This window comes from Streptomyces nitrosporeus (genome assembly GCF_008704555.1).
Classification (GTDB): Bacteria; Actinomycetota; Actinomycetes; order Streptomycetales; family Streptomycetaceae; genus Streptomyces; species Streptomyces nitrosporeus.
This window is the reverse complement of the sequence record NZ_CP023702.1, coordinates 2,801,401-2,817,607: the sequence shown is the minus strand read 5'-3', so window position 1 is coordinate 2,817,607 and position 16,207 is coordinate 2,801,401. Positions and strand designations below refer to the sequence as shown.

Sequence of the window (16,207 nt, the reverse complement as noted above, 5' to 3'; positions counted from 1 at the left end):
CGCAGGGGGCACGGGGGGCAAGACTACGGCGCGGTCCCGCCCGGCGGTACAGGGGCACGCACACGGCACGGCCCCGGGGCCGCGTCCTCTCCCGCACCCCGGAGAGGGAGGGACGTCACGGCGTGGCCCGCAGGGTGGGCACCTCCGTCGGCCGCCGCTTCGTCGCCGACGTGCACAGGTAGTCGCGCGGGGCGTAGTCACCGGGGCCGCCGAGCAGCACCGAGTGCCCCGACCCCACCGCCTCGCTCTCCGCGTAGGTGCACACCAGCTGGGCCAGCGCCTCGGCCGACAGGTCCTCCGGCTGCTCGCTCAGGCGCAGGCTGCGCCGCGGGTCGCCCGAGCGGGCCTCACCGACCCGCAGCCCCGCCGGTACGAGGGTGGCGAGGCCCGCGTGCCGCTCGTCGGCGGACGGCGACTGCTGCAGCTGGGTCAGGAGCGACCGCGCCACATCGACCCGGCCGGTCCCCGGTTCGCCGGCCTCCACCGCACGGTCCACGGTCACCAGCTGCGACGCGCACACCAGATAGATACGCACCGTCGGGGTGCCGGCGTCGGCCGGGGCATCCGCGTCCGTGGTCCGGCACGGCACCCGGGACGGCGCGGGACCCGCGTCGACCGGCACGGTGGTACTGCGGATCCCGCACCCGGCGGCCAGCGCCGCCGTGGCCGCCACCGCGGCCAGTACGGCGGCGGCCCGGCCGCCGCGCCCGCCGTACGGACGCTCGCCGCGTATCACTTCGCGCCGTCCTTCCCGTGCGCCCCGCGGTCCCCGCCCGCCTGCTCCCCGCCCGCCCGCTCCGCGCCCCCGGCGAGCCGCTCCGCGTCCCGCGGCAGCCGCAGGACGAACACCGCGCCCCTGCCGTCCGGCGAGTTGTGCGCCGTGATGTCACCCCCGTGGATGTGGGCGTTCTCCACCGCGATGGACAGGCCCAGTCCGCTGCCCTCGGAGCGCGGCCGGGAGGCACTCGCCTTGTAGAAGCGGTCGAAGACGTGCGGCAGGACCTCTTCGGGGATGCCCGGTCCGTGGTCGCGCACCTCGATGGTCAGCTCGTCCTCGTCGGCCCGCACGGCCACCCGGACCGGCGAGCCGCCGTGCTTGAGCGCGTTGCCGATCAGGTTGGCCAGGATGACGTCCAGCCGGCGCGGATCGAGCCGGGCCATCAGACCGCGCTCGGCGTCCAGATCGACCGCGTCCAGCCAGGCGCGGGCGTCGATACAGGCGGTCACCTGGTCCGCGACGTCCACCGTGTCCAGGACCAGCCGGGCCGTACCCGCGTCGAAACGGGTGACCTCCATGAGGTTCTCGACCAGGTCGTTCAGCCGCCGGGTCTCGCTGACCACCAGATGCACGGCCGGGGCGATCATCGGGTCCAGGTTGTCCGCCTCGTCCTCCAGCACCTCCGCGACCGCGGTGATCGCCGTCAGCGGGGTGCGCAGCTCGTGCGACATGTCGGCGACGAACCGGCGGCTGGACTCCTCACGGGCACTCATGTCCGCGACCTGCTTCTCCAGCGATCCGGCCGCCCTGTTGAACGTACGGGAGAGATCGGCCAGTTCGTCGGTCCCGGAGACCACGAGACGGGTGTCCAGCTTGCCCTCGCCCAGCTTCCGGGCGGCGTCGCCCAGCCGCTGGACCGGCCGCAGCACGGTCGTCGCGGCGCCCTGCGCGAGCAGTGCCGAACCGATCAGGGCGAGCGCCGTCGCGACCCCGAGGGACCAGGCCAGCGAGTTCAGGTCCTCACGCTCCTGGTCGAGGGACTTCAGCATGTACCCGGCCGGGCCCCCACCGATGATCTTCGTGCCGGCCACCAGGTAGGGCGTGCCGCGGATGGTCGTACGCTGCCAGAACAGGTGGTACTCGTGGGAGTTGCCGTTCTTCAGCGGCTGCTTCTTGTTCACCTGCTTCTGCAGCGACTCGGGCACGTCCAGCTTGGTGAACGCGTCCAGGTCGGACGAGGCGACGACCGGCTTGCCGTCATGGGTGCCGGTCAGCAGCACGTGGTAACCGGGACTGCTGTCCGCCATCCGCTCCGCGGCGGACCGCAGTTCGGGGCCCGTCGGCTCCATCGGGAGGGAGGCCGCCCCGTTCTGCATCTGGCGGCGGAAGTCACCGAGCGCCGCGTCCTGCGTGCGGGTCAGCACGGCCTCACGGTTGAGCCAGTAGGCGATGCCCGACGCGGACACCGCGGCCACCAGGGCCACCAGGGCGAACACGATCAGCACACGGACCCGCAGGCTCGTCCAGCGGAGACCCGCGAGTACCGAACGCCTCGCGGGACCGTCCGGACCGCTCACTGAGGCGAGTCCAGCCGGTAACCCACACCGCGCACGGTACGGATCAGCGTCGGCGAGGACGGCACGTCCTCCACCTTCGCCCGCAGCCGCTGGACGCAGGCGTCCACCAGCCGGGAGTCGCCCAGGTAGTCGTGCTCCCACACCAGCCGCAGCAACTGCTGCCGGGACAGCGCCTGGCCGGGCCTGCGGCTCAGTTCGAGCAGGAGGCGCAGCTCCGTCGGCGTGAGCTGGAGGTCCTCGCCGTTCTTCGTGACGGTCATCGCCGAACGGTCGATGACCACACTGCCGAAGGTCGCCGAATCGGTGGACTCACGCTCACCGCGGCGCAGCACCGCCCGGATACGGGCGTCCAGCACCCGGCCCTGCACGGGCTTCACCACGTAGTCGTCGGCGCCGGACTCCAGCCCCACCACCACGTCGATGTCGTCACTGCGCGCGGTCAGCAGGATGATCGGCAGCTGGTCGGTGCGCCGGATGCGGCGGCAGACCTCGAAGCCGTCGATCCCGGGCAGCATCACGTCCAGCACGACCAGGTCGGGCCGCTGCTCCCGGAGCAGCTCCAGGCCGTCCTCTCCCGTCGCCGCGGTGGCCACACGGTGGCCCTGGCGTGACAGCGAGAGTTCGAGGGCCGTGCGGATGGCGTCGTCGTCCTCGATCAGCAACAGGAAAGGCACGCAGGCCATTCTGGCCCATGGGGGTGCCACAGTTCGACAGTGCTCCCCACATCGGCCGTTCCCCGGGAGCCGCGGCCGGCCGCGCGTGAGCCCGAAGTGCCCTGTGACAGGCCTGTGACAGTCGGAGGACAGGGCCATGAAATCGCCTCGGCAAGCTGGTGGTCACAGCACGGACGACGGACTCCACCGATGGGGGGCGCGGGATGAACGCACTGCACGGCACCACCTCGAGCGCGGTTGCCACGCGCCTCCACGACGCCGGCCGGAGCCAGGAGAAGTCCGGTGCCCAGGGAGGGCGGGGGTGCTTCCGCGGCACCGGGCGCCAGCACGCGTCGCACCTGACGATGGTCGACGTGTCCACGGGGGGGAACGGGGGCCGCGCCGGAAGCGCGGCCCACGGGGGAAACGCGTGCGGGGAGGGCTCGGGGGAGCGGAGGCCCCTGGCGCGCGCCGAGGACGCCGAAGAGGCGTTCACGGCGTACGTCCAGGAGCGCCGCGCCTCCCTGTACGCGACCGCCTACCACCTGACCGGTGACCGGTTCGAGGCCGAGGACCTGCTGCAGAGCGCCCTCTTCTCGACGTACCGGGCATGGGACAGGATCACGGACAAGGCGGCGGTCGGCGGATACCTCCGCCGCACCATGACGAACCTGCACATCAGCGCCTGGCGCAGGCGCAAGCTCAACGAGTACCCGACCGAGGAGCTCCCGGAGACGGTGGGCGACACGGACGCGATGCGCGGCACGGAACTGCGGGCGGTCCTCTGGCAGGCGCTCGCCCGGCTGCCCGAACCCCAGCGCACCATGCTGGTCCTGCGCTACTACGAGGGCCGCACGGACCCGGAGATCGCGTCCATCCTCGGCATCAGTGTGGGCACGGTGAAGTCCAGCATCTGGCGGTCGCTCCGCCGGCTGCGTGAGGACGAGGTCCTCAGCTTCGGCCGTGACCAGGAGGAGTCCTTCGGCGAGCTGGTGGCCTGAAGGCGTACGGGGGAACGGGGACACGGGGGAGGAACGGGCCGCCGCTTCGGGGGAGGCGGCGGCACGGGGGAGAGCGCAGCGGGGCCGGACGGGCCGGGGGGTCTCGTCGGGCCCCGTTCGCCGTTCCGGGGACCGGGGCCGGGCGGCCGCTCACGGCGCGTGGCCGCTCCACTCCGGGGCGGGCGCTTCCACCGGCGCCCGGCGGCAGCGGCCCGCCGCCGCGGCGGCGAGCCGGCCCAGGGCCTCCTCCTTGCCGCAGGGGTGGGCCCCCAGGGCCGTCTGGCGGGCCACGATGCGGCGTTCGGCGCGCATCAGGCGCCAGCCGCGGCGGAGCAGGAAGGGTATCGACTTGCGGCCCTCGCGCAGGTCGCGCAGCAGCCGGCGGCGGAAGGTCGTCGAGGGGCGGCCGCGCAGGCACAGGGCGTCCGCGAGCAGGCCGAGCCGCTGGCAGCGGGCCACGATGTCCGCCGCGAAGATGCCCTCGGCCACGAACAGCGGGGTGCGCTCGATGTCGAGGATCTCGTGGCCGGTGCGGGAGCTCGTCGCGATGTCGTAGAGCGGGACGTCCGTGCGGCCGCTCCGGCACAGTTCGGAGATCGCCGCGACGGCGGCGTCCGCGTCCCAGGACCGTACCGAGTCCCAGTCGATGTCGGTGCTGCCGGTGACCTGCGGGAGGGTCGGATCGTTGCCCTCCTTGTAGAAGTCGTCCAGACGCAGCACCGGGAGCCCGGTGCGGGCCGCGAGGGACGACTTGCCCGAGCCGGAGGGGCCGGTGAGCAGGACGACGCGAGTGGGGATCGGTTGGGAACTCACAGAACAGCAGTGTGAGGCATGACCCGCGCAGGGGATCCCCCGGAGGTGCTGTTGGTATCCAGCGTCACACGTCAACTACTCTGCGCGCACGGACGATTACACGACCAGCACGATCAGGTGGGAAACCATGGCACGTCATGCACTGTCCAAGCCCCGGCGTCGCGGTCTGCTCCGCGCCGGCCTGACCCTCACCGCCCTGGGCGCGGCGCTCGGTGCGGGAGGCGCGGCCCAGGCGGCGTCGCTGCCCGCTGTCCCGGCCACCGGCTCGGACACCGCCGACAGCACCCTCTCGGCGGTCGGTGACGCCGCCGCTCCCGCGGTGACCAGCGCCCTGGGGTACGGACTGGCGGGCGCCGTCGCGCCCGTCACCGACCTCCAGCTCGACCCGCTCGCCGGGACCGGGGTGGACCCGCTGGACAACGCGGTGGGCGCCCAGGTCGCCGACTTCAAGCCGGTCACCACCGCGCTGGTCACCGACCCGCTGACCAGCGGTGCGGCGCTCGGTGACCTGCCCCTGGTGGGACAGGCCGCCGACCTGGTCACCGGCTGACCGCCCGGCCGCGGACCCCCGGGCCGCCGTCCCCCGTCCGGCGGGGGCGGCGGCCCGGCGGCTTCGTCAGTACGAGGACCCGGCGGCGCCCAGCGCGCCCGTCGGGTGCCAGACCGTCTTGGTCTCCAGGAAGGCCGTCAGCCGGTGCGTACCGGGGTCGGCCGTCCAGTCCTCGCCGTCGCCGCCCCCGTTCGCGGGCCGGGGGCGCCGGACGCGCTTCAGGTTGTCCGCCGCGGCGGCTTCCAGCTCCTTCGCGGACGCGGCGTCACCCGCCGCCCCCGTGAGGTCGATGGCGTTGACGTCCTGGTGGGAGGCGAGCGGGGCGGCCAGCTCCGCCGTGCGCCCGGAGAGGATGTTGACCACGCCGCCCGGCAGGTCCGAGGTGGCCAGCACCTCACCCAGCGAGAGCGCGGGCAGCGGCCGGGCGGCCGAGGCGACGACGACCGCCGTGTTGCCGGTGGCGATCACCGGGGCGATCACCGACACCAGGCCCAGCAGGGAGGACTCCTGCGGGGCCAGCACCGCGACCACACCGGTGGGTTCGGGGGTGGAGAGGTTGAAGAACGGGCCCGCGACCGGGTTCGCCCCGCCCACGACCTGGCCGATCTTGTCGGTCCAGCCCGCGTACCAGACCCAGCGGTCGACCGCCGCGTCCACCACGGCTTCCGCCTCGGACTCCGCCAGCCCCTCGGCGTCCGCGACCTCCCGGGCGAACTGCTCCCGGCGGCCCTCCAGCATCTCCGCCACGCGGTAGAGGATCTGGCCCCGGTTGTACGCGGTCGCGCCCGACCACCCGCCGAAGGCCTTCCGGGCCGCCACGACGGCGTCCCGGGCGTCCTTGCGGGAGGACTGCGGGACGTTGGCCAGCCACTTGCCCTCGGGATCCGACACCTTGTACACCCGGCCGCTCTCGGAGCGGGGGAACTTGCCCCCGACGTACAGCTTGTAGGTCTTGAAGACGGTCAGTCGGCTGTCAGACATCGAGGTAGGCCTCCAGACCGTGGCGGCCGCCCTCGCGGCCGTGGCCCGACTCCTTGTAACCGCCGAACGGCGAGGTCGGGTCGAACTTGTTGAACGTGTTGGCCCACACCACACCGGCGCGCAGCTTGCCCGCCACCGCGAGGATGCGGGAGCCCTTCTCGGTCCAGATGCCCGCCGACAGGCCGTACTGGCTGTTGTTGGCCTTGGCGACGGCCTCGTCCGGCGTACGGAAGGTCAGCACCGACAGCACCGGGCCGAAGATCTCGTCCCGGGCGATCGTGTGCGCCTGGCTGACCCCGGTGAACAGGGTCGGGGCGAACCAGTAGCCCGAGGAGGGGAGTTCGCAGGGCGCCGTCCAGCGTTCCGCGCCCTCCGCCTCGCCGGTCTCGGCGAGCGCGGTGATCCGGGCGAGCTGCTGGGCGGAGTTGATCGCGCCGATGTCGGTGTTCTTGTCCAGCGGGTCGCCGAGGCGCAGCGTGGTCAGCCGGCGCTTCAGGGCGTCCAGCACCTCGTCGTGCACGGACTCCTGGACGAGGAGGCGCGAGCCGGCGCAGCAGACCTGGCCCTGGTTGAAGAAGATGCCGGTGACGATGCCCTCGACGGCCTGGTCGACCGGCGCGTCGTCGAAGACGATGTTGGCGCCCTTGCCGCCCAGTTCGAGGGTGGCCCGCTTGTCCGTGCCCGCGATCCTGCGGGCGATGTCCTTGCCCACGGCGGTCGACCCGGTGAAGGCGACCTTGTTCACGTCCGGGTGCGCGACGAGCGCGGAGCCCGCGTCGCCGTAGCCGGTGAGGATGTTGACGACGCCCTTGGGCAGGCCCGCCTGGCGGCAGATGTCCGCGAAGAACAGGGCGGAGAGCGGGGTCGTCTCGGCGGGCTTGAGCACCACCGTGTTGCCGGTGGCGAGCGCCGGGGCGATCTTCCACGCGAGCATCAGCAGCGGGAAGTTCCAGGGGATGATCTGGCCGGCCACACCGAGGGGGCGCGGGTCCGGTCCGTATCCGGCGTGGCCCAGCTTGTCGGCCCAGCCCGCGTAGTAGAAGAAGTGCGCGGCGACCAGCGGGAGGTCCGCGTCACGGGTCTCCCGGATCGGCTTGCCGTTGTCGAGGGTCTCCAGGACGGCCAGTTCGCGGGAGCGCTCCTGGATGATCCGGGCGATCCGGAAGAGGTACTTGGCGCGCTCCGTGCCGGGCAGCGCCGACCACTTCCCGAACGCCTTGCGGGCCGCCCTCACGGCGCGGTCCACGTCCTCGGCGCCGGCCTGCGCGACCTCGGAGAGCACCTCCTCGGTGGACGGGCTGAGCGTCTTGAAGACCTTGCCGTCGGCGGCCTCGGTGAACTCGCCGTCGATGAACAGCCCGTAGGAGGGGGCGATGTCGACGACGGAGCGGGACTCCGGAGCCGGTGCGTAGTCGAATGCAAAAGCCATGGAGTATCAGTCCACCGTCACGTAGTCGGGGCCGGAGTAGCGGCCGGAGCTGAGCTTCTGGCGCTGCATCAGCAGGTCGTTCAGCAGGCTGGAGGCGCCGAAGCGGAACCAGTGGCTGTCCAGCCAGTCCTCGCCGGCCGTCTCGTTGACCAGCACCAGGAACTTGACCGCGTCCTTGGTCGTGCGGATGCCGCCGGCCGGCTTCACGCCGACCTGGACCCCGGTCTGCTCCCGGAAGTCGCGTACGGCCTGGAGCATCAGCAGGGTGTTCGCCGGAGTGGCGTTCACCGCGACCTTGCCCGTCGAGGTCTTGATGAAGTCCGCGCCCGCCAGCATCCCCAGCCAGGACGCCCGCCGGATGTTGTCGTACGTGGACAGCTCGCCGGTCTCGAAGATCACCTTCAGCCGGGCGTCGCCGCACTCGGCCTTCACCGCGAGGATCTCCTCGTACACCTGGAGGTAGCGGCCGGAGAGGAAGGCGCCGCGGTCGATCACCATGTCGATCTCGTCGGCGCCGGCGGCCACCGCGTCGCGTACGTCGGCGAGCTTCACGCCGAGCGCCGCGCGTCCCGCCGGGAAGGCCGTCGCCACCGACGCCACCTTCACCCCGGAACCGGCCAGCGCGGCCGCGGCCGTGGCCGCCATGTCGGGATAGACGCACACCGCGGCGGGGCGCGGCGTCGTGCGGTCGAGGGGGTCGGGGTTGACGGCCTTGGCGGCCAGTGCCCGGACCTTGCCCGGGGTGTCCGCGCCTTCCAGCGTCGTCAGGTCGATCATCGAGACGGCGAGATCGATGGCGTACGCCTTGGCGGTCGTCTTGATCGAACGGGTACCGAGCGACGCGGCGCGCGCTTCGAGGCCGACGGCGTCGACGCCGGGCAGCCCGTGCAGGAAGCGGCGCAGCGCACGGTCGGACGCCGTCACGTCGGCGAAGGGTGCAATGGTGGGCATGGTCACCAGAGGAGCATATCTACGCGCGTAGCAACCTGTACAGGGCCCCTCCCCTCCGACGATCCCCGCGAAGGCGGGGTCCGTCCGGCCCTCCGGGCGGGCCGTCAGGCAGAATCGAGGCATGACGAGCCCCACGCCCCCCGCCGAGCCCCCCTATGCCGACCGGACGTACCGGTCGGGCGCGGGCCTGGTCAGCGGCGCACTGCTTCTCGCGCTGATCTGCCTGATCGGCGGTGACGCGGTGTTCCGCGGCGAGGGCTGGACGCCCTGGGTCGCGCTGGCCGCCCTGCTGGCCCTGATCCCGCTGGTCGCCGCCTTCACCCTGCGGCCCGCGGTGTACGCGAACGAGGAGCGCCTGCGGATCCGCAACCCCTTCCGGACGATCGAGCTGCCCTGGACGGACGTGGCGGACATCCGCGCCACGTACTCCAGCGAGGTGTTCACCCGGGAAGGCGCGAAGTACCAGCTGTGGGCGGTCCCCGTCTCGCTGCGCGAGCGCAAGAAGGCCGCCCGGCAGGCCGGACGGGCCTCCCAGGACGACCCGTTCGGCCGGACCTCGGTCCACGCCGACGTACGCGACACCGGGGCGCGCGCGGCCGTCGCCGACCGTGCGGTGGCCGAGCTGCGCGAGCTGTCGGAGCGGACGGAGGGACGGGAGGCGGCGGAGCGGGGCGCCACGACGGCGTCCGTGCGCTGGGCCTACGAGGTGATCGCCCCCGTGGTGGTGGGCGTGCTCCTGCTCGCGGTGCTGCTGGCCGTCGGCTGAGCCGCCGTCCGGCGCCGCCCGTGACCGGGAGCGGCCCCGGACACGGGCGGCGCGGTTCAGATCCCGGCCGCTTTTGCCAGGTCCCGCTTGAGGGCGGCCAGCAGTTCCGCCGCCCGCTCCCCGGCGGCCAGCAGCCCGTCCCTGCCGGCGACCGGGACCACCACCTCCAGGTAGCACTTCAGCTTCGGCTCGGTACCGCTCGGCCGGACGATCACCCGGGCGCCGTCCAGCAGGTAGCGCAGACCGTCGGTGGGAGGCAGCCGGCCGGCGCCCCGCGCCAGGTCCTCGGCCGAGGTGACGGGCAGGCCGGCCAGCACGGCCGGGGGGTTCTCCCGCAGCCGGCGCATGGCGTCCGCGATGACCGACAGGTCCTCGACCCGCACCGAGAGCTGGTCCGTGGCGTGCAGACCGTGTTCCAGGGCCAGATCGTCCAGCAGGTCCAGCAGCGTGCGCCCCTCCTCCTTGAGGACGGAGGCCAGCTCGGCGACGAGCAGGGCCGCCGTGACGCCGTCCTTGTCGCGGACCCCCTCCGGGTCGACGCAGTAGCCCAGCGCCTCCTCGTAGCCGTACCGCAGGCCGTCCACCCGGGCGATCCACTTGAAGCCCGTCAGGGTCTCCTCGTACCCCAGGCCCGCCGTGCGGGCGATCCGGCCGAGCAGGGACGAGGAGACGATCGACTCGGCGAGGACACCGGTGACGCCGCGCCGCACCAGGTGCGCGGCGAGCAGCGCGCCGACCTCGTCGCCGCGCAGCATCCGCCAGCCGCCGTCCGCCGAGGCGTCCGGCACGGCGACCGCGCAGCGGTCCGCGTCCGGGTCGTTGGCGATCACCAGGTCCGGCCGCGCCCGCCGGGCCGTCGCGAACGCCAGGTCCATGGCGCCCGGCTCCTCCGGGTTCGGGAAGGCCACCGTCGGGAAATCCGGGTCCGGCTCCGCCTGTTCGGCCACCAGCACCGGCTCGGGGAAACCGGCCCGCGCGAAGGCCGCCGTGAGCACGGACGTGCCGACCCCGTGCATCGCGGTGTACACGGTGCGCGCGGTGCGCGGGGAGCCGGGGAGGAGGACGGCGTCCGTACGCTCCAGATAGGCGGCCAGGACCTCCTCGCCGAGGATCTCCCAGCCGGCCTTTGGCCGCGGCACCCCGGGGAGCGGGCCCACCGCGGCGATCGCGGCGGCGATCTCCGCGTCGGCGGGCGGCACGATCTGCGAACCGTCGCCGAGGTAGACCTTGTAGCCGTTGTCCCGGGGCGGGTTGTGGCTGGCGGTGACCTCCACCCCCGCGACGGCCCCCAGGTGCCGTACGGCGTAGGCCAGGACCGGGGTGGGCAGCGGGCGTGGGAGCACGGCGGCGCGCAGCCCGGCGCCCGTCATCACGGCGGCGGTGTCCCGGGCGAAGTCGGCCGACTTGTGGCGGGCGTCGTACCCGATGACCACCAGGCCGCCGCCCTGTCCGCGCGCCGTCAGATACGCGGCGAGGCCCGCCGCGGCACGGATGACGACCGCGCGGTTCATCCGCGTCGGACCGGCGCCGAGCTCCCCGCGCAGCCCCGCGGTGCCGAACTGGAGCGTCCCGGAGAAACGCTCCGCGAGGGCGTCCGCGTCCCCCGCGTCGAGGAGGGCCGCGAGTTCCTCACGGGTGTCGGGGTCCGGGTCCTCGGCCAGCCAGGTCCTGGCGCGGTCGACGATGTCCTGCTGCACGGAAGGGCCGCCTCTCGGGGGTGCGGGTACGGGGAAGGGGGTCTCAGATCCGTTCCAGGACGCGGGCGAGCAGCGCCCCCATCCGGGCCGCGGACTCCCGGCCGGCCCGCAGGACCTCCTCGTGGTTGAGGGGTTCCCCGCTCAGCCCGGCCGCGAGGTTGGTGACCAGGGAGATCCCCAGCACCTCCGCCCCCGCCTCACGGGCGGCGATGGCCTCCAGGACCGTGGACATGCCGACCAGGTCGCCGCCCATCACCCGGACCATGCCGATCTCGGCCGGGGTCTCGTAGTGCGGGCCGGGGAACTGCACGTAGACGCCCTCTTCGAGCGTCGGGTCGATCTCCCGGCACAGGGCGCGCAGCCGCGGTGAGTACAGGTCGGTCAGGTCGACGAAGTTGGCGCCGACGATCGGGGACGCCGCCGTCAGGTTGATGTGGTCGCTGATCAGCACCGGCTGCCCCGGGCGCATGCCCTCGCGCAGACCACCGCATCCGTTGGTCAGGACCACGGTCCGGCAGCCCGCGGCGACTGCCGTGCGGACCCCGTGCGCCACGGCGGCGACGCCCCGGCCCTCGTAGTGGTGCGTACGTCCGAAGTAGACCAGGACGCGCTTCTCGCCGACCCGGTACGAACGGACCGTGCCGCCGTGCCCCTCGACCGCCGGGGCCGGGAAGCCGGGCAGCTCGGTCACCGGGAACTCCGCCTCCGCGACGCCGAGCGCATCGCCGGCGGGCGCCCAGCCGGAGCCCATCACGACGGCGACGTCATGGGTCTCGGCGCCGGTCAGCTCGCGCAGGCGGGCGGCGGCCCCGGTGGCGGCGGCGTACGGGTCGCCCTGGATGTGGTCCGGAATAACAGATGCGTTCACGCGGACGAGGGTAACCGGTGATTCCCTACGCGCGTAGATGCGGCGGCGCAGAGTCTGGCCGGAGGTATTCGGAGTTTCCTACGAAAGCCGGTGCGCGGCACGGACGGGCCGCACCGCGCCGGGCCTTCGCCGCCGGGTCAGCAGGGGCGCTTGCGCAGGGCCATCACGTAGTCGTGCGGGGCGCCCGCGGACTCGGCGGCGTCGGCCACCTCGCCGAGGTAGCGGGCGGAGGGCAGACCGCCCTCGTAGCCGTTGAGCACGTACATCCAGGCCGGTTCCTCACCGTCCAGGGTGTGCACCCGCACCCGCATCCGCCGGTAGATGTCGAGACCGACGCCCTCCCAGCGGTCCATGGAGTCCTCGTCCATCGGCGCCAGGTCGTAGAGCGCGACGAAGACCTGCGAGCGCGGCGCCTCCACCACCGTGGCCAGGGCGCCCTCCCAGCCCATCTGCTCCCCGCCGAACGTCAGCCGCCAGCCGTTGAGCCAGCCGGTGCCGCGCAGCGGTGAGTGCGGGGCGCGGCGCGTCATCAGCCGCGCGTCGAGGTTGCCGGCGTACGCGGCGTAGAGCGACATGGGGTCGAGAGTACGGGAGGCGGCGGGGAACGCGCCGGGTTCCGCCGTCCGGAACACCCGGCCGTGCCCCGCCGAAGGCCGCGGCGGAGCGCGGGCCGCGCCGGGCGTGTGCCCGGATGGTGGGCCCGGGGGAGAAGCGATGTGGCGGGTGCGGGACAATGAACCACGTACTGCATTCAGCCGGGGCGATCCCCCGGACCCCCGGCCGGGGCGGCGGACGGCCGCGGGAGGACACTACGCGAGGCGGACTTTTCGTGACCCGGATCGTGATCATCGGCGGCGGCCCCGGCGGATACGAGGCGGCCCTGGTGGGTGCCCAGCTCGGTGCGGAGGTGACCGTCGTCGACTGCGACGGCCTCGGCGGGGCTTCGGTACTCACCGACTGCGTGCCCTCGAAGACCCTGATCGCGACGGCCGAGGTGATGACCACCTTCGACTCCTCGTACGAGGAACTCGGCATCATCGTCGCCGACGGCACCCCGCACGTCGAGCAGGCCGCCCGCGTGGTCGGCGTCGACCTCGGCAAGGTCAACCGCAGGGTCAAGCGGCTGGCGCTCGCCCAGTCCCACGACATCACCGCCTCCGTCACCCGCGCCGGTGCCCGGGTGCTGCGCGGACGCGGGCGCCTGGAGGGCCTCCAGGCCGCCGACGGCTCCCGGCAGGTCGTGGTGACCGCCGCCGACGGCACCGAGGAGCGCCTCACCGCCGACGCCGTGCTGATCGCCACCGGCGGGCACCCCCGGGAGATCCCGGACGCCCAGCCCGACGGCGAGCGCATCCTGAACTGGACCCAGGTCTACGACCTCGACGAACTCCCCGAGGAGCTCATCGTGGTCGGCTCGGGCGTCACCGGCGCCGAGTTCGCCGGCGCCTACCAGGCGCTCGGCTCCCGCGTCACGCTCGTCTCCTCCCGCGACCGGGTGCTCCCCGGCGAGGACCCGGACGCGGCCGCGGTCCTGGAGGACGTCTTCCGCCGCCGCGGCATGAACGTCATGGCCCGCTCCCGCGCCCAGGCCGCCAAGCGGGTCGGCGACCGTGTGGAGGTCACGCTGGCCGACGGCCGGGTCATATCCGGCACCCACTGCCTGATGGCCGTCGGCGCGATCCCGAACACGGCCGGCATGGGCCTGGAGGAGGCCGGGGTCCAGCTCAAGGACTCCGGGCACATCCGCACCGACCGGGTCTCCCGCACCAGCGCCCCCGGCGTGTACGCCGCCGGTGACGTCACCGGGGTCTTCGCCCTGGCCTCGGTCGCCGCGATGCAGGGCCGGATCGCCATGTACCACTTCCTGGGCGACGCGGTGACCCCGCTGGACCTCAAGACCGTCTCCGCGAACGTCTTCACCGACCCCGAGATCGCCACCGTCGGCTACAGCCAGGCCGACGTCGACTCCGGGAAGATCGACGCCCGCGTCGTGAAGCTGCCGCTGCTGCGCAACCCGCGCGCCAAGATGCAGGGCATCCGCGACGGCTTCGTCAAGATCTTCTGCCGTCCGGGCACCGAGATCGTGGTCGGCGGCTGCGTCGTCGCCCCGCGCGCCAGCGAGCTGATCCACCCCATCTCGATCGCGGTCGACAACAACCTGACGGTGGAGCAGATCGCGAACGCCTTCACCGTGTACCCGTCCCTGTCCGGGTCGATCGCGGAGGTGGCCCGGCAGCTGCACACCCGCAAGGGCGCGGGCGAGGGGTGACCCCCGGCGGAGCCGCCCGCGCGGGCGGCTCCGGGCCGCGTCCGGGCGGCCGTCGACGGACCGTGAACGACAACGGGGCCTCCTATACCACTGGGAGGCCCCTTCTGCGTACAACTTCTGTTATTCGGTGCAAACTGCTGAAAAGCAACCCATGACCAGGTTACTGTCAGTTCCGTGTTCGCTGCAGAACGTCGTCAGTTGATCCTCGAAATGGTGCGCGCCAACGGAGCGGTGTCCCTCCGTGAGCTCGCCCGCGTCGTCCAGACCTCCGAAGTGACCGTACGGCGGGACGTGCGGGCGCTGGAGGCAGAAGGGCTCCTCGACCGCCGGCACGGCGGTGCGGTACTGCCGGGCGGTTTCACGCGGGAGTCCGGCTTCCCGCAGAAATCCCATCTCGCGACCGCGGAGAAGACCGCCATCGCCGACCTCGCCGCGGGGCTGGTCGGTGAGGGCGAGGCCGTCGTCGTCGGTGCGGGTACGACCACGCAGGAGCTGGCCCGCCGGCTCGCGCGTGTCCCCGGGCTGACCGTGGTGACCAACTCGCTGCTGGTCGCCCAGGCCCTGGCCCATGCCAACCGGGTCGAGGTCGTGATGACCGGGGGCACCCTGCGCGGCAGCAACTACGCGCTGGTCGGCAGCGGGGCCGAGCAGTCCCTCCAGGGGCTGCGGGTGTCCCGGGCGTTCCTCTCCGGGACCGGCCTGACCGCCGAACGCGGCCTCTCCACGTCCAACATGCTCTCCGCGAGTGTGGACCGGGCGCTGGTGCAGGCGGCGGCCGAGGTGGTGGTCCTGGCCGACCACACCAAGCTGGGCTCGGACACCATGTTCCAGACGGTGCCCACGGAGCTGATCACCCGGCTGGTCACGGACGAGCCGCCGGCCCATGACGAGCGGGCCGCCACCGAGTTGCAGGCGCTGGCGGACCAGGGCGTCGAGATCACGGTGGCCGGGCCCGAGTCGGAGTGCTCCGACGAACAACTGGCCGCCCAGGGGCGCCGGCCCCGCCGTGACATGCCGCTGCCGGGCCAGCGGCGCACCCAGCCGGGCGGGCACGGCGGGCCGACGCCGCTCGGCCCGCAGCTGCGGAGCGCGGCGTCGCTGGCCGAGGGGACGGCGGCGCGGGTGGCGGACATGCGGCGGCGGTAGGCACCCGCCGGAGGCCCGGTCCTTGCACGGCCGCCCGGTCCTCCCGCGGCCGTTCGGTCCTTCTGCGGCTGCCCGGTTCTTCCGCAGCCGTCCGGTTCTTCCCCGGACGCCCGGCCCTTTACGCCTGCCCGGTTCTTCAGGACCTCGGACGCCCCGCCCCTCCCGGGGGCCCGCCCTTCCGGGCCCCGGACGCGCCAGGGACCGGGCTCCCCGCTTCCTCAGACGCGGGGCGGCGCCGTGACGGCGCGCAGACCCTGGAGGGTCAGACGCAGCAGACGGTCGGCCAACGCGGGTTCGGCCGGGGTCTGTTCGGCCGCCAGCGCGATGGCGTTCGTCAGCTGGAGCAGATCGTCGATGGAGACCTCCGTCCGCACCGAACCGCTCGCCTGGGCCCGCTCCAGCAGCCGGGCGCCCGCCTGACGCAAGGGCACATGGCACTGGGTCAACGCCGAAGTCCGGTCCGCCGAAGCCGACATGAGGGCCTGTGCGAGACCACGGTATTCACCCGCGTGGGTGACGATCGCCCCCAGCCACTCCACCAGCGCCGCACACGGCTGTTCCGCGTCGGCCAGCTCCCCGGAACGGTCCAGGAGAGCGGTGAGGGCCTCCTGGAAGACCGCGTTCATCAGGGCGTGGCGGTTGGGGAAGTGCCGGTAGAGCGTGCCGATGCCCACCCCCGCCCGCCGGGCGATGTCCTCCAGCGAGGCGTCCGTGCCGTGTTCGGCGAACGACGCGCGGGCCTCGGTCAGCAGCCGGTCGTGGTTGCGCCGCGCATCGGCCCGCATGGG

16 protein-coding genes are annotated in these 16,207 nt (G+C 73.3%); 5 read left to right on the top strand and 11 right to left on the bottom strand.

Features of this window, described 5'->3' with window-relative positions; all coding sequences use genetic code 11:
• Nucleotides 1–115 precede the first annotated feature (115 nt).
• The 3 genes from CP967_RS12235 to afsQ1 are packed head-to-tail and all read right to left on the bottom strand — an operon-like array spanning nucleotide 116 to nucleotide 2,969.
• Nucleotides 116–736, bottom strand: coding sequence for a hypothetical protein (locus CP967_RS12235; protein ID WP_229888168.1), 621 nt, complete (start codon nucleotides 734–736; stop codon nucleotides 116–118).
• Complete coding sequence (locus CP967_RS12230; protein ID WP_150488021.1) at nucleotides 733–2,295, bottom strand: sensor histidine kinase; 1,563 nt, start codon at nucleotides 2,293–2,295, stop codon at nucleotides 733–735. The genes CP967_RS12235 and CP967_RS12230 overlap by 4 nt, the downstream gene beginning before the upstream one ends.
• A complete protein-coding gene (afsQ1, locus tag CP967_RS12225) occupies nucleotides 2,292–2,969 on the bottom strand; it encodes a two-component system response regulator AfsQ1 (protein ID WP_015578482.1) in 678 nt (225 codons plus the stop codon). The genes CP967_RS12230 and afsQ1 overlap by 4 nt, the downstream gene beginning before the upstream one ends.
• 203 nt (nucleotides 2,970–3,172) lie before the next feature.
• Between afsQ1 and CP967_RS12220 the strand changes: the two genes are divergently transcribed.
• Nucleotides 3,173–3,949 (top strand): SigE family RNA polymerase sigma factor, encoded by a 777-nt coding sequence (locus CP967_RS12220; protein WP_150488019.1) that lies wholly within the window; start codon nucleotides 3,173–3,175, stop codon nucleotides 3,947–3,949.
• A gap of 150 nt (nucleotides 3,950–4,099) precedes the next feature.
• Here the strand turns inward: CP967_RS12220 and CP967_RS12215 are convergent, their stop codons facing one another.
• Nucleotides 4,100–4,762 carry a uridine kinase gene (locus CP967_RS12215; protein ID WP_150488018.1) on the bottom strand — a complete coding sequence of 221 codons (663 nt, stop codon included), beginning with the start codon at nucleotides 4,760–4,762 and terminating at the stop codon, nucleotides 4,100–4,102.
• 127 nt (nucleotides 4,763–4,889) lie between these two features.
• Here CP967_RS12215 and CP967_RS12210 point away from each other — a divergent pair, with 127 nt between their 5' ends.
• A complete protein-coding gene (locus CP967_RS12210) occupies nucleotides 4,890–5,312 on the top strand; it encodes a hypothetical protein (protein WP_150488017.1) in 423 nt (140 codons plus the stop codon).
• 66 nt (nucleotides 5,313–5,378) lie between these two features.
• Here the strand turns inward: CP967_RS12210 and CP967_RS12205 are convergent, their stop codons facing one another.
• From CP967_RS12205 to deoC, 3 genes are read right to left on the bottom strand one after another with little or no spacing between them, the layout of a single operon-like run.
• On the bottom strand, nucleotides 5,379–6,293 hold the full coding sequence (locus tag CP967_RS12205; RefSeq protein ID WP_150488016.1) for an aldehyde dehydrogenase family protein: 915 nt from the start codon (nucleotides 6,291–6,293) through the stop codon (nucleotides 5,379–5,381).
• Nucleotides 6,286–7,722, bottom strand: coding sequence for an aldehyde dehydrogenase family protein (locus CP967_RS12200; protein WP_150488015.1), 1,437 nt, complete (start codon nucleotides 7,720–7,722; stop codon nucleotides 6,286–6,288). Before CP967_RS12200 ends, CP967_RS12205 begins: the two co-directional genes overlap by 8 nt.
• Before the next feature lie 6 nt (nucleotides 7,723–7,728).
• Complete coding sequence (deoC, locus tag CP967_RS12195; protein ID WP_150488014.1) at nucleotides 7,729–8,673, bottom strand: deoxyribose-phosphate aldolase; 945 nt, start codon at nucleotides 8,671–8,673, stop codon at nucleotides 7,729–7,731.
• Nucleotides 8,674–8,794: 121 nt separating this feature from the next.
• Here deoC and CP967_RS12190 point away from each other — a divergent pair, with 121 nt between their 5' ends.
• Nucleotides 8,795–9,439 (top strand): PH domain-containing protein, encoded by a 645-nt coding sequence (locus tag CP967_RS12190; protein ID WP_150488013.1) that lies wholly within the window; start codon nucleotides 8,795–8,797, stop codon nucleotides 9,437–9,439.
• Nucleotides 9,440–9,495: 56 nt separating this feature from the next.
• Here the strand turns inward: CP967_RS12190 and CP967_RS12185 are convergent, their stop codons facing one another.
• From CP967_RS12185 to CP967_RS12175, 3 genes are all read right to left on the bottom strand, one after another.
• Nucleotides 9,496–11,136, bottom strand: a complete 1,641-nt coding sequence (locus CP967_RS12185) for a phospho-sugar mutase (RefSeq protein ID WP_150488012.1) — start codon at nucleotides 11,134–11,136, stop codon at nucleotides 9,496–9,498.
• Nucleotides 11,137–11,179: 43 nt separating this feature from the next.
• On the bottom strand, nucleotides 11,180–12,004 hold the full coding sequence (locus CP967_RS12180) for a purine-nucleoside phosphorylase (RefSeq protein ID WP_150488011.1): 825 nt from the start codon (nucleotides 12,002–12,004) through the stop codon (nucleotides 11,180–11,182).
• A 137-nt stretch (nucleotides 12,005–12,141) separates the two neighbouring features.
• Nucleotides 12,142–12,579 (bottom strand): gamma-glutamylcyclotransferase family protein, encoded by a 438-nt coding sequence (locus CP967_RS12175; protein ID WP_150488010.1) that lies wholly within the window; start codon nucleotides 12,577–12,579, stop codon nucleotides 12,142–12,144.
• Nucleotides 12,580–12,833: 254 nt separating this feature from the next.
• Here CP967_RS12175 and CP967_RS12170 point away from each other — a divergent pair, with 254 nt between their 5' ends.
• Both CP967_RS12170 and CP967_RS12165 read left to right on the top strand, forming a co-directional pair.
• On the top strand, nucleotides 12,834–14,273 hold the full coding sequence (locus CP967_RS12170; protein ID WP_150488009.1) for an NAD(P)H-quinone dehydrogenase: 1,440 nt from the start codon (nucleotides 12,834–12,836) through the stop codon (nucleotides 14,271–14,273).
• Between the two features lie 174 nt (nucleotides 14,274–14,447).
• Nucleotides 14,448–15,419: a DeoR/GlpR family DNA-binding transcription regulator gene (locus tag CP967_RS12165; protein ID WP_150488008.1), complete on the top strand. Its 972-nt coding sequence runs from the start codon at nucleotides 14,448–14,450 to the stop codon at nucleotides 15,417–15,419.
• 218 nt (nucleotides 15,420–15,637) lie between these two features.
• Here CP967_RS12165 and CP967_RS12160 read toward each other — a convergent pair whose 3' ends face one another.
• Complete coding sequence (locus CP967_RS12160; protein ID WP_229888211.1) at nucleotides 15,638–16,204, bottom strand: TetR/AcrR family transcriptional regulator; 567 nt, start codon at nucleotides 16,202–16,204, stop codon at nucleotides 15,638–15,640.
• Between the last annotated feature and the right edge of the window lie 3 nt (nucleotides 16,205–16,207).

Bases quoted from the DNA above. Each gene is read 5' to 3' on its own strand.
- CP967_RS12190 (WP_150488013.1), top strand. From the start codon at position 8,795: ATGACGAGCCCCACGCCCCCCGCCGAGCCCCCCTATGCCGACCGGACG.
- CP967_RS12160 (WP_229888211.1), bottom strand. From the start codon at position 16,204: ATGCGGGCCGATGCGCGGCGCAACCACGACCGGCTGCTGACCGAGGCC.
- CP967_RS12205 (WP_150488016.1), bottom strand. From the start codon at position 6,293: ATGTCTGACAGCCGACTGACCGTCTTCAAGACCTACAAGCTGTACGTC.
- CP967_RS12220 (WP_150488019.1), top strand. From the start codon at position 3,173: ATGAACGCACTGCACGGCACCACCTCGAGCGCGGTTGCCACGCGCCTC.
- deoC (WP_150488014.1), bottom strand. From the start codon at position 8,673: ATGCCCACCATTGCACCCTTCGCCGACGTGACGGCGTCCGACCGTGCG.
- CP967_RS12175 (WP_150488010.1), bottom strand. From the start codon at position 12,579: ATGTCGCTCTACGCCGCGTACGCCGGCAACCTCGACGCGCGGCTGATG.
- CP967_RS12200 (WP_150488015.1), bottom strand. From the start codon at position 7,722: ATGGCTTTTGCATTCGACTACGCACCGGCTCCGGAGTCCCGCTCCGTC.
- CP967_RS12210 (WP_150488017.1), top strand. From the start codon at position 4,890: ATGGCACGTCATGCACTGTCCAAGCCCCGGCGTCGCGGTCTGCTCCGC.